Below are 23,472 nucleotides of genomic sequence, written 5' to 3' on the forward strand. Positions count from 1 at the left end.
ATTAACAAAAATAGCCGCTACGCTTATAAAGGCGCCCCGAAAAGGCGCGGGCTAGAGCTTCTGGCACCCGCGTTCAGGATGAATCGAGTGGAAGAACCGACATGATCGATCTCGCAACCTGGAACCTCAGCGTTCCCGTTGGCAGCCCGCCATACACCGTCGAAACCGAAAAACTGGTGAAAGGCTTCAAGGATCAATACTTCCATTCCGATACCGGGACCTTGTTTTTCTGGTCACCGGTCACCGGTTCAAAAACCGAAAACGCCGTCTACCCGCGCACCGAACTGCGCGAAACCTACAGCAACGGCACCCTGCGCAATTGGTATTACCCGGACGCCGATAACCTGCTGCGCGCCACCCTCGCGGTAAACAAAGTGCCCAGCTCGGGCAAGATCGTCATCGGCCAGATCCATGCGTATGAAAGCCAGAAGCCGATGCTCAAACTTGAGTACCAGTACAAGGAAAAAACCGAGACCGGCAACCTGGTGATCAAAGTGCGCATGCGCCCCGATGATGACGAAAGCCGCGTCATCACCCTCGCCACTGGCGTGAAGCTCGATCGCGAATTCAACTACCTTATCCATCTGAGTCCTGGTGGCGCGTTGGGCGTCAGTGCGGCGGGATATCAGTGGGATTCGCAGATCAGCGCGACCTGGCGCAACAAGCCGCTGTACTTCAAGGCCGGGGTATATGTGCAGGACAACACCGGCTACACCAGTGAAGGTGGACAGGTGACGTTTACCAAACTGGATATTGACCACGACAAGTAACCCAAACACCACAAGGAGCTGGCGAGCGCGCCCGACAGGCATTCGGTCACGTTGAACTGAAGAATAATCGTTCAGAAGAGCCCGCCTGAGGGCGGGTTTCTTGAGCCAAATGGATTAAATGTTCCGCATACGGTACATTGACACCAAAATGTTACGGTAGCGAAACATGGATTACTCTCTTTTAATTACCCGTCTCGGGATTCAATTACGTGAAAAACGTATAAATCGTGGCCTGACGCAGGCTCAACTTGCCGATCTGGCGGGACTGACACGATACAAAGTCATTGCGGTAGAGAAAGGCACCCTTTCTGTCGGCATGATCGCTTACGCGCGGGTTTTGGCTGCGTTGGACTGCGAACTCTCGGTGGTTCCAGCAACGATGCCAACCCTTGAAGAGATCGGAGATTTATTCGAATGAAAATGGCCTCTCTTCAAGTCCGTACCCCTGAAGGTAATAGCGGCAGGCTTTTCAGCGATGCCGAGGATTTCACTTTTCGTTATCACGAAGATGCATCGCCACAAATGGCGATCAGCCTCCTGATGCCTGTACGGCATGACGAGTTTCGTCGGCGTGAGTTGCACCCTGTCTTCCAAATGAACCTGCCCGAAGGCTACGTACTGGAGCAGTTGCGCAACCGCTTGGCCAAGACTGTGAACGTCGACCCAATGCTGCTACTGGCGCTTTCCGGCAGTACATCGCCCATTGGCAGGGTTCACGTACGCTCTGAAACCGTTGATGCATTGTTGCAGGCTCAAGAATTTCCGGGAGAAAAACTCGAAGAGATTCTCACGTGGGACGGTACGGAAGATATCTTCGCCGACATGCTCGATCGCTACATCCTGCGGGCAGGCATTTCAGGTGTTCAACCCAAGTTGCTGGTGCCGGAGCGGCAAGAAATAGCGTTGCCGAGAGTGACATCCAAAACCTCGGATCTGATCATCAAGAGTGGCAGAGACGAATTCCCGGGCCTGGCGATTAACGAATTCCTTTGCATGTCCATGGCGAAAGAGGCGGGTATTCCCGTTCCACCGTTTTACCTTTCCGACAACGCCAAACTGTTTGTCATGCGCCGCTTTGACCGCGACGACCAGCTCAATCCGATTGGGTTTGAAGACATGGCGGTGCTGATGGGGCTGTCGGCTAACGAGAAGTACAGCAAGAGTTATGCGGCAATCGCCAAGGCTGTTCGAGTGTTTTGCCCAGCGAAACACTTGCGTACGTCGCTTGATCAACTCTTCGATAGCGTCGCTCTGAGCTGCATTGTTGGGAATGGCGACGCTCATTTGAAAAACTTCGGATTGCTCTATTCCGAACCGACGCGACGCGACGCGCATCTGGCTCCGGCTTACGACATCGTCAACACCACGGCCTATATTCCAGAAGATGTTCTGGCATTGGATCTGGCGGGCAACAAGTCAATGTTCCCCTCACGACAAGGACTCCTGGAGTTCGCTCACACCTGTGAAATCGACCAACCCAAAGAGCGCATTCAGCATCTGCTTGCCTCGGTTGATACGGTGCTCGATCGCTATCCTCAGTATCGCGAACAGGCGCCCCAAGTGTTCAACGCCATTAAGCACGCGGCAGCGCCATTTTCTCTGACTTTTGGATAGCATCGTTACCACGAGAAATCCCGCCCACAAAAAACCCGCCTCTCGGCGGGTTTCTTTTTAATCAGCTCAACTCTCAGGCTCAGTTGACCTTAGCGTTCAACTCACCCTTCAGATAACGCTGATACATCGCTTCCAGCGAGATCGGTTTGATCTTCGAAGCATTGCCAGCAGTACCGAACGCTTCGTAACGAGCGATACACACGTCACGCATTGCGGTCACGGTGGCACCGAAGAATTTACGTGGGTCGAATTCGCTCGGGTTGGTGGCCATCAGGCGACGCATGGCGCCGGTGGATGCCAGGCGCAGGTCGGTGTCGATGTTGACCTTGCGCACGCCGTGCTTGATGCCTTCGACGATTTCTTCAACCGGCACGCCGTAGGTTTCTTTGATGTCGCCGCCGTACTGGTTGATGATCGCCAGCCACTCTTGCGGAACCGAGGACGAACCGTGCATCACCAGGTGGGTGTTCGGGATGCGTTTGTGGATTTCCTTGATGCGGTCGATCGCCAGCACGTCGCCGGTTGGTGGCTTGGTGAACTTGTAGGCGCCGTGGCTGGTGCCGATGGCAATGGCCAGGGCATCGACCTGGGTGCGTTTGACGAAGTCAGCGGCTTCTTCCGGGTCGGTCAGCATCTGGCTGTGATCCAGAACGCCTTCGGCGCCGATGCCGTCTTCTTCACCGGCCATACCGGTTTCCAGCGAACCCAGGCAGCCCAGCTCGCCTTCTACCGAAACACCGCAGGCGTGAGCCATGGCCACGGTTTGTTGGGTAACGCGGACGTTGTAGTCGTAATCGGTCGGGGTCTTGCCGTCTTCGCCCAGCGAGCCGTCCATCATTACCGAGCTGAAGCCCAGTTGAATCGAACGCTGGCAGACGTCAGGGCTGGTGCCGTGGTCCTGGTGCATGCACACCGGGATGTGCGGGAATTCTTCGATCGCGGCCAGGATCAGGTGACGCAGGAATGGCGCACCGGCGTATTTGCGGGCGCCGGCCGAAGCCTGGACGATCACCGGGGAGTCAGTCTTGTCAGCGGCTTCCATGATGGCGCGCATCTGCTCAAGGTTGTTGACGTTGAAAGCTGGAACGCCGTAGCCGAACTCGGCTGCGTGGTCCAGCATCTGGCGCATGCTGATAAGTGCCATTGTGTGTGTCTCTCCCGGTTGAGGGTCGTTGATCGTGCCAGCCTGCCGGAGCGGCGGCGGCTATTCAAGTTAATGCAGATCGGGGGTTGAGGCCCGGGCTGCGAATTCGGTGATACAAAATCTCAAGAACTACAGACAACCACTGTGGGAGCGGGCTTGCTCGCGAATGCGGTTAAACATTCAACATCTATGCGAGCTGATCCACCGCCTTCGCGAGCAAGCCCGCTCCCACATTTGGATCGCTGTGAATCAAATCAATCGTTTTACTCGGTCTTGCAACCACGGCCAATCAGGTCATTGGTGGCGACCCAGTACACCAGGCCTTCGTCACCCTTGACGTGAAACGCCAGCATGCCATCGCTGTACAGCGTGCCCGAGGCGCCCGGCTCTTCTTTCAGGCGATAGACCTGATCAGCGCCGCCCAGTCGCACATCGACTTCCTTCTGGCCGGCATCGGCGTAACGCCACAACACCTTGGCCTGACTGTCGCAGGTCCAGGTCGTCCAGTTGTCTGCCGGGGCTGACGACTGAAACAGGCTCAACTGCGCGCAACCACCCAACAATGCCAACGCCGCAACGGCGATCAAGCCTTTCATCCGTGTTCCTCGACTGACGACGCATGCCGCCAGCCCTGAGTTAAAGAGTCAGACCCGTCAAGGACAACCATGTTCCTTGACCGGGGTTTGCGTCTCGTATTTGTCCAGGCCGTCCGGGCCCGAGCGCTTGTTCAGCACCGGGTTGGTTTCGGCCTGCCAGTCGGCCTGATAACAGCCCTTCTGCGGCTCGCTCGGTGCCGGCGTCGCGTCGGCCTTCGGGGTGCTCCCGCAGGCCGCCAGCGTACCGGTCAGCAACAACAGCGCTAACGACTTGACCATGTGAACACTCCTTTGCCTGGCCAAACGGGCGGCCTCAGGCCTTGGCCCGGCTTTCCAGGACTTCAACGGCAGGCAGCACCTTGCCCTCGACGAATTCGAGGAACGCGCCACCACCGGTGGAAATGTAGGAGATCTGCTCAGCCACGCCATATTTATCGATCGCCGCCAGGGTGTCGCCACCGCCCGCGATGGAGAATGCCGAGCTTTCGGCGATGGCCTGGGCCAGCACTTTGGTGCCGTTGCCGAACTGATCGAACTCGAACACGCCGACCGGGCCGTTCCACAGAATGGTTTTCGACGACTTCAGCAGTTCGGCGAAATTGGCGGCGGTTTGCGGGCCGATGTCGAGAATCATGTCGTCAGCCGCAACATCAGCGATCAGCTTCACAGTCGCTTCAGCGCTTTCGGCAAATTCCTTGGCGACCACGACGTCAACCGGCAACGGCACGCTGACTTTCGCCGCGATTTCACGGGCGGTGTCGAGCAGATCCGGTTCGTACAGCGACTTGCCAACCGGGTGACCAGCGGCCGCGAGGAAGGTGTTGGCGATGCCGCCGCCGACAATCAGTTGATCGCAGATCTGGCTCAGGCTGTTCAGCACGTCGAGCTTGGTCGACACCTTGGAGCCAGCAACGATGGCCGCCATTGGCTTGGCCGGCGCGCCCAGGGCCTTGCCCAGTGCGTCCAGTTCAGCGGCCAGCAGCGGGCCAGCGGCAGCGACTTTGGCGAACTTGGCCACGCCGTGGGTCGAACCCTCGGCGCGGTGAGCGGTGCCGAAAGCGTCCATCACGAACACGTCGCACAGGGCCGCGTATTGCTGGGCCAGGTCGTCGGCGTTCTTTTTCTCGCCCTTGTTGAAGCGCACGTTTTCGAACAGCACGACGTCGCCAGCCTTGACCTCAACGCCACCGAGGTAATCAGCCACCAGCGGCACTTCACGGCCCAGCGCTTTGCTCAGGTAGTCGGCGACAGGTTTCAGGCTGTTCTCGGCGGAGAACTCGCCTTCAGTCGGACGGCCCAAGTGCGAGCAGACCATCACTGCCGCGCCTTTTTCCAGGGCCAGCTTGATGGTCGGCAGCGAAGCCAGGATGCGCGCGTCGCTGGTGACAACACCGTCCTTGACGGGGACGTTGAGGTCTTCGCGGATCAATACGCGCTTACCTTGCAGATCGAGGTCGGACATCTTCAACACGGTCATGGGTCGCACTTCCTACGGTTTTTTTGAAGTTGCTGTTTGCAGATAGTGGTCTGCAACGTCCAGCATTCGGTTGGCAAAACCCCATTCGTTGTCGAACCAGGCCAGGATGTTCACCAGTTTGGGGCCGGAAACACGGGTCTGACTGGCATCGACGATGGCCGAATGTGGGTCATGGTTGAAATCACAGCTGGCGTGCGGCAACTCGGTGTAGGCCAGCAGGCCTTTGAGCGGGCCGCTGGTGGCGGCTTCGCGCAGGATCCGGTTGACCTCATTGGCATCAGTCGCCGTGGCGGTCTGCATCGTGATGTCGAGGCAGGACACGTTGACTGTCGGCACGCGCACGGCTTTGGCCTGAATTCGTCCGGCAAGTTCCGGCAGCAGGCGCTCGATGCCCCGCGCCAGACCAGTGGACACCGGGATCACCGACTGGAACGCCGAACGCGTGCGGCGCAGGTCTTCGTGGTGATAGGCATCGATCACCGGCTGATCGTTCATCGCCGAGTGAATCGTGGTGATCGACACATAATCCAGGCCAATCGCCTGATCGAGCAGACGCAGCAACGGCACGCCGCAGTTGGTGGTGCACGAAGCGTTGGAGACCAGCAGTTCGTCGCCGGTCAGGCAGTCCTGATTGACGCCGTAGACGATGGTGGCATCGACATCCGCTTCGCTGGCCATCGGCTGCGAGAACAATACGCGCGGCGCGCCGGCATCGAGAAAGCGCTGGCCGTCGGCACGGGTGTTATAGGCACCGGAGCATTCGAGCACCAGATCGACGCCCAGCGACGCCCAATCGATGCCTTCGGGGGTGGCACTGCGCAGGACCTTCACGCAGTCGCCATTGATATGCAGACAATCGCCTTCAACCCGCACTTCGCCGGGGAATCGCCCGTGGGTGGAGTCGAAGCGTGTCAGGTATTCGATGCTGGCCATGTCGGCCAGATCGTTGATCGCGACAATCTCAAACCCGGCCTTATCGCCGCGCTCGAACAACGCCCGCAAGACGCAACGACCAATGCGGCCATAGCCGTTGAGTGCAACTTTGTAGGGACGCGGTTGAGGCATGGGGTTCTCGATTACCGTGGTGAATCAGGCACTGCGATGTTGCCTGAACCAACGCTTTCGCGAGCAGGCTCGCTCCCACATTGGAATGCATTTCCCTGTGGGAGCGAGCCTGCTCGCGAAGGCCAGCCCGGACAACACAACTGTCAGATTTAGTCTTCCAGCAGCTCTTCAGCCTGACCGAGGATGTTCTCCAGGGTAAAACCGAACTCTTCGAACAATGCCGAGGCCGGCGCCGACTCACCGTAGGTGGTCATGCCGATCACACGACCTTCCAGACCTACGTACTTGAACCAGAAATCGGCGTGGGCCGCTTCGATGGCAATACGTGCGCCGACCTGCAACGGCAGCACCGACTGCTTATACTCCGCATCCTGAGCATCGAACGCGCTGGTGCAAGGCATCGATACCACGCGAACCTTACGGCCCTGCTCGGTCAGTTTGTCGAAGGCTTGAACCGCCAGACCGACTTCCGAACCGGTGGCGATCAGGATCAGCTCAGGCTCGCCTGCGCAGTCCTTGAGTACATAACCACCACGGCTGATGTTGGCGATCTGGCCAGCATCGCGTTCCTGGTGTTGCAGGTTCTGCCGCGAGAAGATCAGCGCCGACGGGCCGTCCTTGCGCTCCAGTGCGTTTTTCCACGCGACTGCCGATTCAACGGCATCGGCTGGACGCCAGGTGTCGAGGTTCGGCGTGGTGCGCAGGCTGGTCAGTTGCTCGATCGGCTGGTGCGTCGGGCCGTCTTCGCCCAGGCCGATGGAGTCGTGGGTGTAGACGTGGATCACGCGCTTCTTCATCAGTGCCGACATACGCACGGCGTTGCGCGCGTATTCCATGAACATCAGGAAGGTCGCGCCGTAAGGCACCAGGCCGCCGTGCAGGGTCACGCCGTTCATGATCGCGGTCATGCCGAATTCGCGCACGCCGTAGTACATGTAGTTACCGCTGGCATCTTCAGCGCTGACGCCCTTGCAACCTTTCCACAGGGTCAGGTTGGAACCGGCGAGGTCAGCCGAACCGCCGAGCAGTTCCGGCAGCAGCGGGCCAAACGCGTTAAGGGTGTTCTGGCTGGCCTTGCGGCTGGCGATGGTTTCGCCCTTGGCCGCGACTTCGGCGATGTAGGCCGAGGCTTTTTCCGAGAAGTCGGCCGGCAGTTCACCGCTCAGACGTCGGATCAGCTCGTTGGCTTCGGTCGGGAATGCAGCGGAGTAAGCAGCGAAACGCTGATCCCACTCGGCTTCGACCGCGCGGCCAGCTTCTTTGGCGTCCCACTCGGCGTAGATGTCGGCCGGGATTTCGAACGGGCCGTAGTTCCAGTTCAGCGCCTGACGGGTCAGGGCGATTTCCGCGTCACCCAGTGGGGCGCCGTGGCAATCTTCCTTGCCCTGCTTGTTCGGCGAACCGAAACCGATGGTGGTCTTGCAGCAGATCAGCGTCGGCTGAGCGCTCTTGCGCGCGGTTTCGATGGCGGTCTTGATCTCTTCCGGATCGTGACCGTCGACATTGCGGATCACCTGCCAGTTATAGGCTTCGAAACGCTTCGGCGTGTCATCGGTGAACCAGCCTTCGACTTCGCCGTCGATGGAAATGCCGTTGTCATCGTAGAAGGCAATCAGCTTGCCCAGGCCCAGCGTGCCGGCCAAAGAGGCGACTTCGTGGGAAATGCCTTCCATCATGCAGCCATCACCGAGGAACACGTAGGTGTGGTGGTCGACGATGTCGTGGCCAGGACGGTTGAATTGCGCGCCCAGGACTTTTTCAGCCAGCGCGAAACCGACGGCGTTGGCCAGACCCTGACCCAGCGGACCGGTGGTGGTTTCGACGCCCGGGGTGTAACCGAATTCCGGGTGGCCTGGAGTGCGGCTGTGCAGTTGACGGAACTGCTTGAGGTCGTCGATCGACAGGTCGTAACCGGTCAGGTGCAGCAGCGAGTAGATCAACATCGAGCCGTGGCCGTTGGACAGCACGAAGCGGTCACGGTCGGCGAACGACGGGTTGCTCGGGTTGTGCTTGAGGTAGTCGCGCCACAGCACTTCGGCAATATCTGCCATACCCATAGGGGCACCGGGATGGCCGCTGTTGGCTTTTTGCACGGCATCCATGCTGAGGGCACGAATGGCGTTGGCACGCTCACGACGGCTAGGCATCGCTGATCTCCTGGGTGTGAATAGACTGAAACGGAAAAAAGGAGGGCATTTTCCCTCACCCATGCGTCTGGGGGCAATGACAGATAGTCATCGGCAGGCGTTTTTCCAATCGATAGCGCAGGTTTCGCCTGGTGAAACCTTTCCGCTGTTCGTTTGTAGAGACTACCGTGCGTTGAGAAGTGCCATTTATCGAGCAATATCAAAACTTTTTGATATTGACCTTGCGGTGCCTTGCCCCCGTCTCTAGACTGCCAGCCCTATGAACTTACGCGTGCCTTCCATTCGCCATGACGATTGCGACGAGCTGGCGGCCCTGTGCAAGGCCGGCGGCGATCCGCTGCGGCTGAATGTCTTGCGCGCGCTGGCCAACGATTCGTTTGGCGTGCTGGAGCTGGCGCAGATTTTCGGCATCGGCCAGTCAGGCATGAGCCATCACCTCAAGGTGCTGGCGCAAGCCGATCTGGTGGCGACACGCCGTGAAGGCAATGCGATTTTCTATCGTCGCGCCCTGCCCCACAGCGAATTGCTCGGCGGCAAGCTGCACGCGGCATTGCTGGAAGAAGTCGACAATCTGGATCTGCCTGACGAGGTGCGAGCGCGCATCGAGCAGGTTCACGGCCAGCGTGCCGCGGCCAGTCAGGACTTTTTCGCCCGGGTCGCGGAAAAATTCCGTGCCCAGCAAGACTTGATCGCAGGCCTGCCGCAGTACCGTGACAGCGTGCTGGCCCTGCTCGACAAACTGAACTTCGATGGTGCAGCCACGGCCATTGAAGTCGGCCCCGGCGATGGTGCTTTTCTGCCGGAACTGGCCTGTCGCTTCGGCACCGTCACCGCGCTGGACAACAGCCCGGCGATGCTCGAACTGGCGCGTCAGGTATGCGAACGTGAACAGCTGGCTAACGTCAGCCTGCAATTGGCCGATGCATTGAACGGCACGAGCCTTACGGCTGATTGCGTGGTGCTGAACATGGTCCTGCACCATTTTGCCGCCCCGGCCGATGCGCTCAGGCACATGGCCGACTTGCTGCAACCGGGCGGTAGCCTGCTCGTGACAGAGTTATGTAGCCACAACCAGAGTTGGGCCAGGGAGGCCTGCGGTGATCTCTGGTTGGGGTTTGAACAGGACGATCTGGCCCGTTGGGCCACCGCTGCGGGACTCGTTCCCGGGGAAAGCCTCTATGTAGGCTTACGTAATGGTTTCCAGATCCAGGTTCGCCACTTTCAGCGACCGGCTGGCGACACTCACCATCGGTAAATTCAGGAAAACATCGAGATGAGCGAATACTCCCTCTTCACCTCCGAGTCCGTGTCTGAAGGACATCCGGACAAAATCGCCGACCAGATTTCCGATGCGGTGCTGGACGCCATTATTGCCCAGGACAAACACGCTCGCGTGGCCGTGGAAACCCTGGTCAAGACCGGCGTGGCCATCGTTGCCGGTGAAGTGACCACCAGCGCCTGGGTCGACCTGGAGCAGATCGTTCGTGACGTGATTTGCGACATCGGCTACACCAGCTCCGAAGTCGGCTTCGACGGCGCGACCTGCGGCGTGATGAACATCATCGGCAAGCAGTCCCCCGACATCAACCAGGGCGTTGACCGCGCCAAGCCTGAAGATCAGGGCGCCGGCGACCAGGGCCTGATGTTCGGCTACGCCAGCAACGAAACCGACGTTTTGATGCCAGCGCCGATCACCTTCTCGCACCAGCTGGTGCAGCGTCAGGCTGAAGCACGCAAGTCGGGCCTGCTGCCTTGGCTGCGTCCGGATGCCAAGTCGCAAGTGACCTGCCGTTACGAAGGCGGCAAGGTTGTCGGCATCGACGCTGTGGTTCTGTCGACCCAGCACAACCCGGAAGTCTCGTACAAAGATTTGCGCGAAGGCGTGATGGAGCTGATCGTCAAGCACGTGCTGCCTGCCGAACTGCTGAGCAAGGACACCCAGTTCCACATCAACCCGACCGGCCAGTTCATCATTGGCGGCCCGGTAGGCGACTGCGGTCTGACCGGCCGCAAGATCATCGTCGACAGCTACGGCGGCATGGCCCGTCACGGCGGCGGCGCGTTCTCCGGCAAGGATCCATCGAAGGTTGACCGTTCGGCTGCCTACGCTGGCCGTTACGTGGCCAAGAACATCGTTGCGGCCGGCCTGGCCGAGCGTTGCGAGATTCAGGTGTCCTACGCAATCGGTGTGGCCCAGCCTACGTCGATCTCGCTGAACACCTTCGGCACCGGCAAGATCAGCGATGACAAGATCATCAAACTGGTGCGTGAAGTGTTCGACCTGCGTCCATACGCGATCACCACCATGCTCGACCTGCTGCACCCGATGTATCAGGAAACCGCAGCCTACGGCCACTTCGGTCGGGCACCGCAGACCAAGACCGTTGGCGAAGACAGCTTCACCACGTTCACCTGGGAAAAAACCGACCGCGCCGACGCCCTGCGTTCCGCCGCTGGCCTGTAAAACCCTGGCTGCATGAAAGCCCCGCACGGTTCGCGCCGTGCGGGGCTTTTTCATGCCTGACAGATTTTTGAGATCCGTGTGGGAGCGAGCCTGCTCGCGAAGGCGCTCGCCCCGGCAACACCAGTTCCCCTGCCCCGAAACAGTTCGCAAAAAAGCCGCGCAACGTTCTTCTGATCCTCACCTACCCTTCAAGCATCACCCCCGAGCAAGGATGCTCACAATGCTCTTCACACTGCGCCTGTTGCTGGCCTTTCTGCTGGCACTCATCACCCTCGTCAGCCAAGCCAACTGCCCCGACTGGCCCTTACCCCAAGCCCAACGCGAAATCACCGCCCTGCAAAACCGGATCGATCAATGGGACGACGCCTACCACCGCGAAGGCCGCTCATTGATCAGCGACGAACTCTATGACCAGTCCCAACTGCGACTGAAAGAATGGCAGGCCTGTTTCAACCACACCTCATCCCCGCAACCGTTGCGCACCGCGTCCGGCACGGTCACCCACCCCATCGCCCACACCGGCCTGGACAAGCTGCACAAAGCCGAAGACGTCGCCCACTGGCTGCGCGATCGCCAGAACGTCTGGGTGCAGCCCAAGGTCGACGGCGTGGCTGTCACGCTGATCTACCGCCAGGGAATACTCCAGCAGGCAATAAGCCGTGGTGACGGCGTCAGCGGTCAGGACTGGACAGCCTCCGCGCGCAGGATCGCAGCCATTCCGCAACGTTTGAGGCAGCCACGGGATCTGCTGGTACAGGGCGAACTCTATTGGCGCCTGAACGCCCATGTTCAATCACAGTCCGGCAGCGTCAATGCCCGCGCCACCGTCGCCGGTCTGATGGGGCGCAAATCGCTGGATGCCGAACAGGCTGCCGGGATCGGGCTGTTTGTCTGGGACTGGCCGCAAGGCCCTGTGCGACTGCCGGAGCGATTGTCCGAACTTCAGGCATTGGGGTTCGCCGCAACCGAGCCCTTTACGCAGCCCATCAGCCAATACGAAGACGCGCAAAAATGGCGCGAGCACTGGTATCGCTCGCCTCTGCCCTTTGCCAGCGACGGCGTGGTGCTGCGTCAGAGCCAACGGCCACCCGCCGAGCGCTGGCAGGCCAAGGCACCTTATTGGGCGATTGCCTGGAAGTACCCGTTCGCCCAGGCATTGGCCGAAGTGCGCAAGGTCAACTTCAAGATCGGCCGTACAGGGCGGATCACACCAGTGCTGGAACTGCTGCCGGTCAGACTCGATGACCGCGAAATCAAACGAGTCAGCGTCAGCTCGCTGAAACGCTGGAAAAGCCTCGACATCCGTCCCGGCGATCAGGTGGCAATCAGTCTGGCCGGGCTGACCATTCCGCGCCTCGACAGTGTCGTGCTGCGCACCAGCGAACGGGCAGACATCAGTATTCCCAATGGCGACGACTACCACGTCCTGAGTTGTTGGCAACTGACGCCGGGGTGTGAAAGCCAGTTTCTCGCGCGTCTGACCTGGCTCAGTGGCAAGCAGGGCCTGGCCATGCAGCATGTCGGTCGTGGCACCTGGGAGAAACTTTTGGAAACAGGCCGTCTGAAACACCTGCTGGATTGGCTGACCCTCGATGCGTCAGAGCTTGCTACCATTGCCGGCCTCGGCGAGCGCAGCAGCGCACGTCTGATCCAGAGTTTTCACGGCGCGCGGCAACAGCCGTTCGCTCGATGGTTGAAAGCGCTGGGCATGCCGCCGACCGGACAGGCACAACTGAACGATTCGTGGCAGGCCCTGGCACAACGCGACACGGAACAATGGCAGGCAGAAACCGGCATCGGCCCGGGACGCGCGGCGCAACTGAGCGCATTCTTTCGCGACCCGCAAGTAGTGGCTTTGAGTGAAACCTTGAAAGCCGCCGGAATCGACGGCTTCTGAACCTGCAATCCCCGCCCGGCGGGAACCCAACGGCCGGCCAGACGCTCCAACAGCGCAGTGCCCTCCAACCCCGATTGCCTTTGCACATGGAGCTTTTATGAAATTTCTCGCACCGCTCGCCCTGCTCACTCTTTGCGGCGTCATGGCCGCCCCGGTCATGGCCGAGGAAGACGGCCCGGGCCTGACCGGTTGCGCTGCCAAGAAGCAGGGCATCATCAACCAGATCGAACAGGCCAAGTCGCGCGGCAACATGGAGCAGCAGGCGGGTCTGGAAACCGCACTGCGTGAAGTGAACGAACACTGCACCGACGCCGGGCTGAAAAAGGAACGTGAGAATAAGGTGCTTGAGGCCAAGCATGAGGTGAGCCAGCGTCAGGCAGACCTCGACAAGGCCATGAAGAAAGGCGATCCGGAGAAGATCAACAAGCGTAAGGAAAAGCTCGCCGAGTCGCGCAAGGAACTGCAGGACGCGCTGGACGAGATCGACAAGTAACCAAAGCCCTGTGGCGAGGGGACTTATCCCCGTCCGGCGGCGAAGCCGTCGCAAATTCGGCTGGTCGGGTCCGACTGAAAAAATCCGGTTGTATGGTGCTGGGGCTGCTTCGCAGCCCATCGGGGATAGATCCCCTCGCCACAAGGTACTCAGCAGCCTCAGGAATCAATGATCGCGAAACTCTTTATGGCAAGCACTGCAGGCATCCTCGACTTTCTGCACTGCCGGCCCAAGATTGCTGGCCTTGTATGGCTGAATCTGGCTGGCGACCACCAGTTCACCGGTAGCTGCCTCCAGCGCGCGGGCCAGTTCCTGAAAACGCGCCTGTTTCTGCCAGACATCATCTTTGGCGCTGGTGTGATCTTCTTCGCGCACCTGCGGGAAATGCTTCCACGGCTCATGGGCCAACGCATCAAGCCTGACTGCGCCCTCGGCAAATTTCGGCCCGTCAAAAGCAATGCGCCCGCGCAACATGCCGCCGAGGTCTTCGCTGGTCTTGAGCATCTGCTTGAAGATGGCTTTGCGCTGGCCCAACGGCGAATTAGGGTCGACGCCGCCACAGGCGGACAAGGTCAGGCAGGCCAGCAATACAACAGCAATGGGTTTCAGAGTCATGGTGGCTTCAGGTCGCGGAAATCGGCGGCCAGTATCCTCGGCTCACCGCCAAACACCAATAGCCCTATTAAAAATACGGGTTGGTCGAGCGCATGGAGCACTCGGCCAACCGGCACAGGAATCACTCCATGAACAGCCGCTTCACGGCCTGGCGTCACCCGCTCTTCGCTACCCTGCCCTTATTGGCGGCTCTCGCAGGCTGCACCGGCGGCGACAATGCCGAACCGAAAACCCATGCGCTGGCCACTTATTCCAGCGCGACCTGGGAAGCGTTGCCCGCGGTCTCCGACAACGATCTGGTCGCCGGTTTCGGATCCTGGCGCAGCGCCTGCACGCGACTCAAAACCGACGCGGTCTGGGGGCCGACCTGCACTGCGGCGGCGAATGTGCCGCAAAGCGCCGCCGAGATTCGTGCATTCCTCAAACAGAACCTCGATGTCTACGGCCTGCGCGCCGAGAACGACAACCCCAACGGTCTGATCACGGGCTATTACGAACCGGTCTATCCCGGTAGCCTGACGCCCACCGCAACGGCAAACGTGCCAGTGTATGGCGTGCCGGAAGACATGATCATCGTCTCGCTCGACAGCATCTACCCGGAATTGAAAGGCAAGCGCCTGCGCGGCCGCCTCGAAGGCCGCGTGCTCAAGCCTTACGACGACGCGGCGACCATTGAATCCAAAGGCGTGAAAGCGCCGGTGGTCGCCTATCTGACTGATCCGATGAATCTGCAATTTCTGCAGATCCAGGGCTCAGGCCGGATTCAGACCGAGGACGGCAAACAGTTACGCATCGCCTACGCCGACCAGAACGGCCACCCGTACCGGCCGATCGGTCGCTGGCTGGTCGAGCAAGGTGAGCTGAAGAAGGAAGAGGTAACCATGAGCGCGATCAGCAACTGGGCCAAGGCCAACCCGACGCGCATTCCGCAACTGCTCGCCAGCAACCCGAGCTATGTGTTCTTCACCCGCAACCCGGACAGCAACGAAGGCCCGCGCGGCTCGCTGAACGTACCGCTGACCGCCGGCTACAGCGCGGCAGTGGATCGCAAAGTGATTCCGCTGGGCAGTCTGTTGTGGCTGTCGACCACCAAGCCGGACGGCACACCGCTGGTGCGCCCGGTCGCCGCGCAGGATACCGGCGGCGCGATTGCCGGTGAGGTGCGCGCGGATCTGTTCTGGGGCACTGGCGATGCGGCCGGGCAACTGGCCGGAGACATGAAACAGCAGGGGCAGATATGGATGCTCTGGCCTAAAGGAAAAGAATTGCCGCAAGTGCCGCAGGTGGCGGATACACCGAAGCAAAAGTCTTAGGTTCTTCGTCGTCTGATCCATCGCTTTCGCGAGCAGGCTCGCTCCCACATTTGGAATGCATTTCCATGTGGGAGCGAGCCTGCTCGCGAAGAGGCCGGCAGCAACAGCCGATAATCAGATCGACACAAAGAAAAACGAAGCAATCAGCCCCATCCCGATAAACCACACCACCGAACGCAGTGCAGCCCAGTCAGCCAGGTAGCAGATGATGTACAGCAGGCGACTGGTGATAAACAGCACCGCCAGCACATTGACCGTCACCAGCTCCGCAGTGCCGACCAGATGCGCGACGATCACCGCGGCGGCAAACGCCGGTGTGACTTCAAAGCTGTTCAACTGCGCCGCATGGGCGCGACGGGCGACGCCATCGACGCTATCGAGAAAATCCCGTGGATCGTAATTGTCCTTCAAGCGGAAACCGCCGGTGGCCTTCGCCACGATCGTGCACACGTAAGGCAGGAAAATCGCGATCAACACACACCACAGAGCCACTGTCATAACGTCGTCCTTTTTCGATTCGAATAATTGGCGAGCGGTCAGAGCTTCATCACCAGCATGCCGATCAGCACCTGCCCACAGGCTAAGAGCCGTGGCCGGCCGAAAGGTTCTTTCAGGCGGATATTTCACGGCAGCGTTTACGGTGAATATGCGATTGCAGAACCGACTGGTCAGAATTGATTCGCCATGTGTCAGCAGCTGTTTATACTGCAACCCACCACGCCGTACTCAGCTGCACACCCAAAAATTCCAATAAAAGCTGCCTGCTCCGCTTTCTTCGAAAACGGTCGCTGGCACACGTATGCCTGATCAAAGCGTCAAGACTACCGACAGAGACCTTGCGCATGCCCCTCGCTCTGCTTGCACTCGCCGTTGCCGCGTTCGGCATCGGCACCACCGAATTCGTCATCATGGGCCTGCTGCCCGATGTCGCCCGCGACCTTGCGGTGAGCATTCCTCACGCAGGCCTGCTGATCACCGGTTACGCCCTGGGCGTGGTGTTCGGCGCGCCGATTCTGGCGATCGGTACCGCCAACATGCCGCGCAAAGCGACACTGCTGGGCATGACGCTGATGTTCATTCTCGGCAACGTGCTCTGCGCGCTGGCACCCAACTACGCGACCCTGATGGCGGCGCGCGTGGTCACGGCGCTGTGTCACGGGGCGTTTTTCGGCATCGGCTCGGTGGTGGCCGCCGGCCTGGTGGCGCCGAACAAACGCGCGCAAGCCATTGCCATGATGTTCACCGGCCTGACGCTTGCCAACGTCCTCGGCGTGCCGCTGGGCACAGCGCTGGGGCAATACGCTGGCTGGCGCTCGACCTTCTGGGCGGTGTCGGTGATCGGCATTGTCGCCGCGCTGGCGCAGTGGCTGTGGTTGCCGAAACACATCGCGATGGACAAGGCCAACCTCGCCAGCGAATTCAAAGTACTGAGCAAGGTCAACGTCCTGCTGGCGCTGGGCATGAGCGTGCTGGCCTCGACCAGTCTGTTCAGCGTGTTCACCTATATCGCTCCGATTCTGCAAGACATCACTGGCGTCAGCCCCCACGGCGTGACGGTGATGCTGCTGTTGTTTGGTGTCGGCCTGACGGCGGGCAGCATGCTCGGCGGGCGCCTGGCCGACAGTCGCTTATTGCCTTCACTGGTCGGCGTGGCGTTGGCAGTTGTGGTGGTTCTCGGAGCGTTCAGCCAAACCAGCCGTGCAGTGATTCCGGCGGCGATCACCTTGGTGCTGTGGGGCATTTTTGCCTTCGCGCTGTGCCCGATTCTGCAGCTGTTGATCATCGACCAGGCCCACGAAGCGCCGAATCTCGGCTCGACGCTGAACCAGAGCGCGTTCAACCTCGGCAATGCCGCAGGCGCCTGGATCGGCGGACTCGTCGTCGCCAGCGGCGCGGATCTGGCGGACCTGCCGTGGACCGGGGCGCTGGTTGGCGGGCTGACGGTGCTGACGGCACTGCTGTTCATTTACCTGCAACGTCGGCGGGCGAGTGCGGTCAATGTGACTGGCTGAGACCTCTGCGACTAACCACCTGTGGCGAGGGGATTTATCCCCGTTGGGCTGCGCAGCAGTCCCAAAACCTTCAATCGGGTTTTGTCAGAAATAATCGATAAGCCGGATTGCGACGGCTTCGCCGCCGAGCGGGGATAAATCCCCTCGCCACAATGAACAGTGGTGTGTCCCATGTCGCTGTTCGCCCATCAAACCCCTGCGTCCAACCTCCGGTCGCGCGCCATTCACCCTTCATCCAAAGGACCCCGGATGCTTGAACTCGTCGCCGCTTTCATCTGCCTCACCACCCTCCTGACCTTCGTCAATTTCCGCTTTATCGGCTTGCCGCCGACCATCGGTGTGATGGTTACCGCCCTGCTGTTCTCATTGCTCCTGCAAGGCCTCAGCGTGCTCGGCTTTCCCGGCCTCGAAGACCGCGTGCAGCAACTGATCGGCCAGATCGATTTCGGTGATCTGCTGATGAACTGGATGCTTTCGTTCCTGCTGTTCGCCGGCGCTCTGCACGTCAACTTGAATGACTTGCGCAGCTATCGTTGGCCGATCGGTCTGCTGGCCACCTTCGGTGTGTTGATCGCCACCGTAGTGATCGGCAGCCTGGCGTTCTACATTTTTGCCCTGTTCGGCTGGCACGTGAGCTTCCTCTACTGCCTGTTGTTCGGTGCGCTGATCTCACCGACCGACCCGATTGCCGTGCTCGGCGTGTTGCGTACCGCCAACGCCTCGAAACCACTTAAAACCACCATCGTCGGCGAATCGCTATTCAACGACGGCACGGCTGTCGTGGTCTTCACCGTGCTGCTGGGCATCGCGCAACTGGGCGAAACCCCGACCGTCAGTGCCACGGCCATGCTCTTCGTCCACGAGGCGATCGGCGGTGTGTTGTTCGGCGGACTGATCGGTTATCTGGTCTATCGGATGATCAAAAGCGTCGAGCAGCACCAGATCACCGTGATGCTGACCCTGGCCCTGGTGATCGGCGGTTCGGCGATGTCCACCGAACTCCACGTTTCGGCGCCGATTGCGATGGTGGTGGCCGGTCTGATCATCGGCAACCTCGGGCGCAATCTGGCGATGAACGACATGACCCGGCGCTATCTGGACGGTTTCTGGGAATTGCTCGACGACATGCTCAACGCGCTGCTGTTTGCGCTGATCGGCATGGAGCTGTTGCTGCTGCCGTTCAACTGGCTGCACATGGCCGCCGCAGGTCTGCTGGCGGTGGCGATTCTGCTGTCGCGCCTGCTCACCGTGGCCCCGGCGATCCTGCTGCTGCGGCGCTGGCGCTCAGTGCCGGCCGGCACCATCCGCATCCTGACCTGGGGTGGTCTGCGCGGCGGTGTCTCGGTGGCACTGGCGCTGGCCCTGCCGCTGGGCCCGGAGCGCGACCTGCTGCTGAGCATCACCTACATCGTGGTGCTGTCGTCGATCCTGCTGCAGGGCCTGACCATCGGCAAACTGGTCAAGCACGCAACGCGCAATGAGCCGGCCAGCGTGCCTGAGCCAGCCCACCACTGATCATTTCTTGATCGACTGCGGATCGGGCTCGAGAGTCTGATCCGCTGATTCCTTCGGCGCACCACTTTCGCTGCGAATCTGCGCATGGCTGATCAGCGCGAAGATGAAGCTGCCGCCGATGATGTTTCCCGCCAGCGTCGGCGCGGCGAAGACTGCCCAGAAGTCACTCCACGGCAACTCGCCGGCAAACACCAGATACGACACTTCCGCCGATCCGACGACGATGTGGGTGAAGTCGCCCAGCGCCATGAAGTAAGTGATGAGGATGATGATCCACATCTTCGCGCTCTCCATGGACGGGATCATCCAGACCATGGTGGCGATCATCCAGCCGGAGACGATGCCCTTGGCGAACATCTGACTGGCGCTGTGTTCCATGACCTTGCGACCGATTTCGAGGAAAGCGACGTCGGTCTTGCTGTCGAAGATCGGCAGTTCCAGCATCACGTAGGCCACCAGAATCGTCCCGCAGAGGTTGCCGACCAATACCACTGTCCACAGACGGATCAGGCGCAGGAAATTCTTCAGCGTCGGCTTGGTCATCACCGGCAGCACGGCGGTCAGGGTGTTTTCGGTGAACAGTTGCTGGCGCGCGAGGATCACCGCGAGGAAACCGGCGCAGTAGCCGAAACTGGCGATCACCTTGAATTCGTCGCCATCGGGCAGGCGTGAATTGAGCAATCCCATGCCCATCAAAGACAGGCCCATGGTCAGGCCCGCCGCCAGCGCCGACCACCACAGCGCGGCAATGCTGCGCTCCAGTTCCTGATCGCCCTGGGTGCGGATGATTTCATGCAGAACGGCCGCGCGCGGCGGCTGGCTCTTCTCGACTTCGTGCTGCTCTTTGGCCGAAAGGTCGGGGGTCTTTTCGCTGGTGGGGGTGGTCATGGCGTGGCAACCGGTGGGGGGCGATGTAGCTACGACCGTTGCGCTTCATGGCTGTTCAGTGGCCAGGCGAATCTTCGCTGACCTGGCAAGCGATTTCGCGAGCAGGCTCGCTCCCACAAGGATCACGCTGTACCTGTGGGAGCGAGCCTGCTCGCGAAGAATGCGCCGCTGAGGTTATTGAACGGCCTCGTCATCCTTGAACTGGTCTTTCACATATTTGATCTCGGTGCGCCCGTGCGGCGCCGGCAGGCCGTCTTCGCCGAGGTTGACGAATACCATCTTCTCGACGGTCAGGATGCTCTTGCGGGTGATCTTGTTGCGCACTTCGCAGGTCAGGGTGATCGAGGTGCGGCCGAATTCGGTGGCGGTGATGCCCAGTTCGATGATGTCGCCCTGGCGCGAGGCGCTGACGAAGTTGATTTCCGAGATGTACTTGGTCACCACACGCTGGTTGCCCAGTTGCACGATGGCGTAGATCGCCGCTTCTTCGTCGATCCAGCGCAGCAGGCTGCCGCCGAACAGGGTGCCGTTGGGGTTGAGGTCTTCGGGTTTAACCCATTTGCGGGTGTGGAAATTCATGGGGGGCTCCTGGGTCGAGGCGTTTGAGCGTTAGGGGTATTGGCCCCCAGCTTCAAGTTTTCAGCTACAAGCTGCAAGTAAAAGCGGATTGGCTTTTACTTGCCGCTTGTAGCTTGCCGCTTGCCACTAGCCGGGCGAAGACCGCTATAATCGCCACCGATTCAGAACGGCTATGCCGTTTTCCCGCCACCTGTCCGAGGGGCGCTGCAGCAGGTTTGACCTGTCAGGCTCGGATGGGGCGTTGACCGGCCTGCGCCGGACACTAAACGCACAACGGCGCCCATTCGCTTACATTACGAATGGAGGCTCTTCATGAGCGCTGTCAACACGCCTGCCGATTTTACCGATTACAAAGTTGCCGACATGTCCCTGGCTGCCTGGGGCCGTCGCGAAACCATCATCGCCGAATCGGAAATGCCTGCCCTGATGGGTCTGCGCCGCAAATACGCTTCCGAGCAGCCGCTCAAGGGCGCGAAAATCCTCGGCTGCATCCACATGACCATTCAGACCGCCGTGCTGATCGAAACCCTGGTTGCCCTGGGTGCCGAAGTACGCTGGTCGTCCTGCAACATTTTCTCTACTCAGGATCAGGCCGCTGCCGCAATCGCTGCTGCCGGTATCCCGGTGTTTGCCTGGAAAGGCGAGACTGAAGAAGAGTACGAGTGGTGCCTGGAGCAGACCATCCTCAAGGATGGCCAGCCATGGGACGCCAACATGATCCTCGACGACGGCGGCGACCTGACCGAGCTGCTGCACAAGAAATACCCGCAAGTGCTCGATCGCGTTCACGGCGTGACCGAAGAAACCACCACTGGCGTACACCGTCTGCTGGACATGCTGGCCAAGGGCGAGCTGAAAATCCCGGCCATCAACGTCAACGACTCGGTGACCAAGTCCAAGAACGACAACAAGTACGGCTGCCGTCACAGCCTGAACGATGCAATCAAGCGCGGCACCGACCACCTGCTGTCCGGCAAGCAAGCGCTGGTCATCGGTTACGGTGACGTGGGCAAGGGCTCGGCTCAGTCGCTGCGTCAGGAAGGCATGATCGTCAAAGTGTCGGAAGTCGACCCGATCTGCGCCATGCAAGCCTGCATGGATGGTTTCGAACTGGTGTCGCCGTTCATCGACGGTATCAACGACGGTTCCGAAGCGAGCATCGACAAAGCACTGCTGGGCAAGATCGACCTGATCGTGACCACCACCGGTAACGTCAATGTTTGCGACGCGAACATGCTCAAGGCCCTGAAGAAGCGCGCCGTGGTCTGCAACATCGGTCACTTCGACAACGAAATCGACACCGCTTTCATGCGCAAGAACTGGGCATGGGAAGAAGTCAAGCCACAGGTGCACAAGGTTCACCGCACCGGCGCCGGCAGCTTCGACCCTCAGAACGACGACTACCTGATCCTGCTGGCCGAAGGCCGTCTGGTGAACCTGGGCAACGCCACCGGTCACCCGAGCCGCATCATGGACGGTTCGTTCGCCAACCAGGTTCTGGCACAGATCTTCCTGTTCGGCCAGAAATACGCCGACCTGTCGCCAGCGCAGAAAGCCGAGCGTCTGACCGTTGAAGTACTGCCGAAGAAACTCGACGAAGAAGTGGCCCTGGAAATGGTTCGCGGCTTCGGCGGCGTGGTCACCCAACTGACCAAGCAACAGGCTGACTACATCGGCGTCACCGTCGAAGGCCCGTTCAAGCCGCACGCCTATCGCTATTAAGAGCAGCTGCGAGCTTCAAGCTGCAAGCGGCAAGTAAAAGCGGTTGGTTTACTTGAGGCTTGTAGCTGTCGCTGGCTTCTTCATCGTTATTACGCAGCCGCTGGCTGCAAGCTTCAGGTACAGGATCCCGGCGCTCCGCCCTCTTGCAGCTTGAAGCTTGCAGCTTGCAGCTGGAGGCCCCCTCCAATGTCCCAAGACCGTCGCTACAGCTTCGAGTTTTTCCCGACCAAGACCGATGCCGGGCAAGAAAGGCTGCTCGCCACTGCCCGTCAGTTGGCCACTTACAACCCTGATTTCTTTTCCTGCACCTACGGCGCTGGCGGTTCGACCCGTGATCGCACGCTCAACACCGTGTTGCAGCTGGAAAGCGAAGTCAAAGTTCCCGCCGCTCCGCACCTGTCGTGCGTCGGTGACAGCAAGGACGATCTGCGCGGCCTGCTGAACGAATACAAGGCTGCCGGCATCAAGCGCATCGTTGCCCTGCGTGGCGACCTGCCGTCCGGCATGGGCATGACCAGCGGTGAGCTGCGTCACGCCAATGAGCTGGTGGAATTCATTCGTGAAGAAACCGCCGATCACTTCCACATCGAAGTCGCCGCTTACCCGGAAATGCATCCACAAGCGCGCAACTACGAAGACGATCTCGCCAACTTCGTGCGCAAGGCAAAGGCCGGTGCCGACAGCGCGATCACCCAGTACTTCTTCAACGCCGACAGTTATTTCTACTTCGTCGACCGTTTGCAGGCGCTGGGCGTGGATCTGCCAATCGTGCCGGGGATCATGCCGATCACCAACTACAGCAAGCTAGCGCGCTTCTCCGATGCCTGCGGTGCGGAAATCCCGCGCTGGATCCGCAAGCAACTGGAAGCCTACGGCGACGACACGCGAAGCATTCAATGCTTTGGCGAACAAGTCGTCAGCGAAATGTGCGAACGCCTGCTGCAGGGCGGCGCACCGGGGCTGCATTTTTATTCCATGAACCAGGCCGAACCTAGCCTGGCGATCTGGAATAACCTGAAGTTGCCGCGTTGAGGCAGCCGCAAGCTTCAAGTTGAAAGCTACAAGCAACAGATCGCAGCCTTCGGCGGCTCCTGCAGGGGTGTCGCGGCTGCGATTTTTTGCGTTTTGAACCTCGGAACAGAGCTTGTGCAGGCACTTTCT

Annotated in this window: 22 protein-coding genes and 1 riboswitch; of the genes, 12 read left to right on the top strand and 10 right to left on the bottom strand. The window is 60.1% G+C overall.

Annotated elements, in window-relative coordinates; translation table 11 throughout:
• The first annotated feature begins 101 nt into the window (after nucleotides 1–101).
• The 3 genes from ACZZZ4_RS06795 to ACZZZ4_RS06805 all read left to right on the top strand — a co-directional run bounded on the left by ACZZZ4_RS06795 (nucleotide 102) and on the right by ACZZZ4_RS06805 (nucleotide 2,384).
• Entirely contained in the window at nucleotides 102–770 is a 669-nt protein-coding gene (locus ACZZZ4_RS06795) for a polysaccharide lyase family 7 protein (protein WP_039757609.1), read from the top strand.
• A 166-nt stretch (nucleotides 771–936) separates the two neighbouring features.
• On the top strand, nucleotides 937–1,188 hold the full coding sequence (locus ACZZZ4_RS06800) for a helix-turn-helix domain-containing protein (protein ID WP_129997789.1): 252 nt from the start codon (nucleotides 937–939) through the stop codon (nucleotides 1,186–1,188).
• On the top strand, nucleotides 1,185–2,384 hold the full coding sequence (locus ACZZZ4_RS06805) for a type II toxin-antitoxin system HipA family toxin (RefSeq protein ID WP_463547488.1): 1,200 nt from the start codon (nucleotides 1,185–1,187) through the stop codon (nucleotides 2,382–2,384). The genes ACZZZ4_RS06800 and ACZZZ4_RS06805 overlap by 4 nt, the downstream gene beginning before the upstream one ends.
• Before the next feature lie 79 nt (nucleotides 2,385–2,463).
• Here the strand turns inward: ACZZZ4_RS06805 and fba are convergent, their stop codons facing one another.
• From fba to tkt, 6 genes are all read right to left on the bottom strand, one after another.
• Nucleotides 2,464–3,528 (bottom strand): class II fructose-bisphosphate aldolase, encoded by a 1,065-nt coding sequence (fba, locus tag ACZZZ4_RS06810; RefSeq protein ID WP_008081027.1) that lies wholly within the window; start codon nucleotides 3,526–3,528, stop codon nucleotides 2,464–2,466.
• Nucleotides 3,529–3,791: 263 nt separating this feature from the next.
• Nucleotides 3,792–4,124, bottom strand: a complete 333-nt coding sequence (locus tag ACZZZ4_RS06815) for an MliC family protein (RefSeq protein WP_039757606.1) — start codon at nucleotides 4,122–4,124, stop codon at nucleotides 3,792–3,794.
• 57 nt (nucleotides 4,125–4,181) lie between these two features.
• Entirely contained in the window at nucleotides 4,182–4,403 is a 222-nt protein-coding gene (locus ACZZZ4_RS06820; protein WP_016772786.1) for a hypothetical protein, read from the bottom strand.
• Between the two features lie 34 nt (nucleotides 4,404–4,437).
• A complete protein-coding gene (locus ACZZZ4_RS06825; RefSeq protein ID WP_375122805.1) occupies nucleotides 4,438–5,601 on the bottom strand; it encodes a phosphoglycerate kinase in 1,164 nt (387 codons plus the stop codon).
• Nucleotides 5,602–5,613: 12 nt separating this feature from the next.
• The gene (gene epd / locus ACZZZ4_RS06830; protein ID WP_463547489.1) at nucleotides 5,614–6,666 is read right to left on the bottom strand and encodes an erythrose-4-phosphate dehydrogenase; all 1,053 of its coding nucleotides are present in this window, start codon (nucleotides 6,664–6,666) and stop codon (nucleotides 5,614–5,616) included.
• Nucleotides 6,667–6,815: 149 nt separating this feature from the next.
• A complete protein-coding gene (gene tkt / locus ACZZZ4_RS06835) occupies nucleotides 6,816–8,813 on the bottom strand; it encodes a transketolase (protein ID WP_039757603.1) in 1,998 nt (665 codons plus the stop codon).
• A gap of 259 nt (nucleotides 8,814–9,072) precedes the next feature.
• On the opposite strand from tkt, the gene ACZZZ4_RS06840 reads away from it, so the two are divergent.
• From ACZZZ4_RS06840 to ACZZZ4_RS06855, 4 genes are all read left to right on the top strand, one after another.
• Entirely contained in the window at nucleotides 9,073–10,068 is a 996-nt protein-coding gene (locus tag ACZZZ4_RS06840) for an ArsR/SmtB family transcription factor (protein WP_463547490.1), read from the top strand.
• An 18-nt stretch (nucleotides 10,069–10,086) separates the two neighbouring features.
• A complete protein-coding gene (gene metK, locus ACZZZ4_RS06845; protein WP_024014624.1) occupies nucleotides 10,087–11,277 on the top strand; it encodes a methionine adenosyltransferase in 1,191 nt (396 codons plus the stop codon).
• Nucleotides 11,278–11,497: 220 nt separating this feature from the next.
• Complete coding sequence (ligB, locus tag ACZZZ4_RS06850) at nucleotides 11,498–13,174, top strand: NAD-dependent DNA ligase LigB (RefSeq protein ID WP_463547491.1); 1,677 nt, start codon at nucleotides 11,498–11,500, stop codon at nucleotides 13,172–13,174.
• Nucleotides 13,175–13,271: 97 nt separating this feature from the next.
• Nucleotides 13,272–13,667, top strand: coding sequence for a DUF1090 domain-containing protein (locus tag ACZZZ4_RS06855; protein ID WP_039757598.1), 396 nt, complete (start codon nucleotides 13,272–13,274; stop codon nucleotides 13,665–13,667).
• A gap of 165 nt (nucleotides 13,668–13,832) precedes the next feature.
• Here the strand turns inward: ACZZZ4_RS06855 and ACZZZ4_RS06860 are convergent, their stop codons facing one another.
• Nucleotides 13,833–14,282: a c-type cytochrome gene (locus ACZZZ4_RS06860; RefSeq protein ID WP_039757595.1), complete on the bottom strand. Its 450-nt coding sequence runs from the start codon at nucleotides 14,280–14,282 to the stop codon at nucleotides 13,833–13,835.
• Nucleotides 14,283–14,410: 128 nt separating this feature from the next.
• Here ACZZZ4_RS06860 and mltA point away from each other — a divergent pair, with 128 nt between their 5' ends.
• The gene (mltA, locus tag ACZZZ4_RS06865) at nucleotides 14,411–15,595 is read left to right on the top strand and encodes a murein transglycosylase A (protein ID WP_310403464.1); all 1,185 of its coding nucleotides are present in this window, start codon (nucleotides 14,411–14,413) and stop codon (nucleotides 15,593–15,595) included.
• 114 nt (nucleotides 15,596–15,709) lie between these two features.
• Here the strand turns inward: mltA and ACZZZ4_RS06870 are convergent, their stop codons facing one another.
• Entirely contained in the window at nucleotides 15,710–16,093 is a 384-nt protein-coding gene (locus ACZZZ4_RS06870; RefSeq protein WP_024014628.1) for an MAPEG family protein, read from the bottom strand.
• A 344-nt stretch (nucleotides 16,094–16,437) separates the two neighbouring features.
• Between ACZZZ4_RS06870 and ACZZZ4_RS06875 the strand changes: the two genes are divergently transcribed.
• The gene (locus ACZZZ4_RS06875; RefSeq protein ID WP_463547492.1) at nucleotides 16,438–17,607 is read left to right on the top strand and encodes an MFS transporter; all 1,170 of its coding nucleotides are present in this window, start codon (nucleotides 16,438–16,440) and stop codon (nucleotides 17,605–17,607) included.
• Nucleotides 17,608–17,856: 249 nt separating this feature from the next.
• Nucleotides 17,857–19,122: a cation:proton antiporter gene (locus ACZZZ4_RS06880; protein WP_016772774.1), complete on the top strand. Its 1,266-nt coding sequence runs from the start codon at nucleotides 17,857–17,859 to the stop codon at nucleotides 19,120–19,122.
• Here ACZZZ4_RS06880 and ACZZZ4_RS06885 read toward each other — a convergent pair whose 3' ends face one another.
• A complete protein-coding gene (locus ACZZZ4_RS06885; protein ID WP_415761180.1) occupies nucleotides 19,123–20,010 on the bottom strand; it encodes a formate/nitrite transporter family protein in 888 nt (295 codons plus the stop codon). It lies immediately after the preceding gene.
• A gap of 174 nt (nucleotides 20,011–20,184) precedes the next feature.
• Nucleotides 20,185–20,589 carry an acyl-CoA thioesterase gene (locus tag ACZZZ4_RS06890; protein ID WP_016772772.1) on the bottom strand — a complete coding sequence of 135 codons (405 nt, stop codon included), beginning with the start codon at nucleotides 20,587–20,589 and terminating at the stop codon, nucleotides 20,185–20,187.
• Between the two features lie 190 nt (nucleotides 20,590–20,779).
• A riboswitch (S-adenosyl-L-homocysteine riboswitch) is annotated at nucleotides 20,780–20,878 on the top strand.
• Nucleotides 20,879–20,901: 23 nt separating this feature from the next.
• Here ACZZZ4_RS06890 and ahcY point away from each other — a divergent pair.
• Both ahcY and metF read left to right on the top strand, forming a co-directional pair.
• On the top strand, nucleotides 20,902–22,311 hold the full coding sequence (ahcY, locus tag ACZZZ4_RS06895; RefSeq protein WP_039757587.1) for an adenosylhomocysteinase: 1,410 nt from the start codon (nucleotides 20,902–20,904) through the stop codon (nucleotides 22,309–22,311).
• A 186-nt stretch (nucleotides 22,312–22,497) separates the two neighbouring features.
• On the top strand, nucleotides 22,498–23,343 hold the full coding sequence (gene metF / locus ACZZZ4_RS06900) for a methylenetetrahydrofolate reductase [NAD(P)H] (protein ID WP_463547493.1): 846 nt from the start codon (nucleotides 22,498–22,500) through the stop codon (nucleotides 23,341–23,343).
• Nucleotides 23,344–23,472: the final 129 nt, after the last annotated feature.

The organism is Pseudomonas sp. AC252 (assembly GCF_979258105.1).

Coding starts and splice junctions, on each gene's coding strand:
- ACZZZ4_RS06795 (WP_039757609.1), top strand. CDS start 102: ATGATCGATCTCGCAACCTGGAACCTCAGCGTTCCCGTTGGCAGCCCG.
- ACZZZ4_RS06800 (WP_129997789.1), top strand. CDS start 937: ATGGATTACTCTCTTTTAATTACCCGTCTCGGGATTCAATTACGTGAA.
- ACZZZ4_RS06805 (WP_463547488.1), top strand. CDS start 1,185: ATGAAAATGGCCTCTCTTCAAGTCCGTACCCCTGAAGGTAATAGCGGC.
- fba (WP_008081027.1), bottom strand. CDS start 3,528: ATGGCACTTATCAGCATGCGCCAGATGCTGGACCACGCAGCCGAGTTC.
- ACZZZ4_RS06815 (WP_039757606.1), bottom strand. CDS start 4,124: ATGAAAGGCTTGATCGCCGTTGCGGCGTTGGCATTGTTGGGTGGTTGC.
- ACZZZ4_RS06820 (WP_016772786.1), bottom strand. CDS start 4,403: ATGGTCAAGTCGTTAGCGCTGTTGTTGCTGACCGGTACGCTGGCGGCC.
- ACZZZ4_RS06825 (WP_375122805.1), bottom strand. CDS start 5,601: ATGACCGTGTTGAAGATGTCCGACCTCGATCTGCAAGGTAAGCGCGTA.
- epd (WP_463547489.1), bottom strand. CDS start 6,666: ATGCCTCAACCGCGTCCCTACAAAGTTGCACTCAACGGCTATGGCCGC.
- tkt (WP_039757603.1), bottom strand. CDS start 8,813: ATGCCTAGCCGTCGTGAGCGTGCCAACGCCATTCGTGCCCTCAGCATG.
- ACZZZ4_RS06840 (WP_463547490.1), top strand. CDS start 9,073: ATGAACTTACGCGTGCCTTCCATTCGCCATGACGATTGCGACGAGCTG.
- metK (WP_024014624.1), top strand. CDS start 10,087: ATGAGCGAATACTCCCTCTTCACCTCCGAGTCCGTGTCTGAAGGACAT.
- ligB (WP_463547491.1), top strand. CDS start 11,498: ATGCTCTTCACACTGCGCCTGTTGCTGGCCTTTCTGCTGGCACTCATC.
- ACZZZ4_RS06855 (WP_039757598.1), top strand. CDS start 13,272: ATGAAATTTCTCGCACCGCTCGCCCTGCTCACTCTTTGCGGCGTCATG.
- ACZZZ4_RS06860 (WP_039757595.1), bottom strand. CDS start 14,282: ATGACTCTGAAACCCATTGCTGTTGTATTGCTGGCCTGCCTGACCTTG.
- mltA (WP_310403464.1), top strand. CDS start 14,411: ATGAACAGCCGCTTCACGGCCTGGCGTCACCCGCTCTTCGCTACCCTG.
- ACZZZ4_RS06870 (WP_024014628.1), bottom strand. CDS start 16,093: ATGACAGTGGCTCTGTGGTGTGTGTTGATCGCGATTTTCCTGCCTTAC.
- ACZZZ4_RS06875 (WP_463547492.1), top strand. CDS start 16,438: ATGCCCCTCGCTCTGCTTGCACTCGCCGTTGCCGCGTTCGGCATCGGC.
- ACZZZ4_RS06880 (WP_016772774.1), top strand. CDS start 17,857: ATGCTTGAACTCGTCGCCGCTTTCATCTGCCTCACCACCCTCCTGACC.
- ACZZZ4_RS06885 (WP_415761180.1), bottom strand. CDS start 20,010: ATGACCACCCCCACCAGCGAAAAGACCCCCGACCTTTCGGCCAAAGAG.
- ACZZZ4_RS06890 (WP_016772772.1), bottom strand. CDS start 20,589: ATGAATTTCCACACCCGCAAATGGGTTAAACCCGAAGACCTCAACCCC.
- ahcY (WP_039757587.1), top strand. CDS start 20,902: ATGAGCGCTGTCAACACGCCTGCCGATTTTACCGATTACAAAGTTGCC.
- metF (WP_463547493.1), top strand. CDS start 22,498: ATGTCCCAAGACCGTCGCTACAGCTTCGAGTTTTTCCCGACCAAGACC.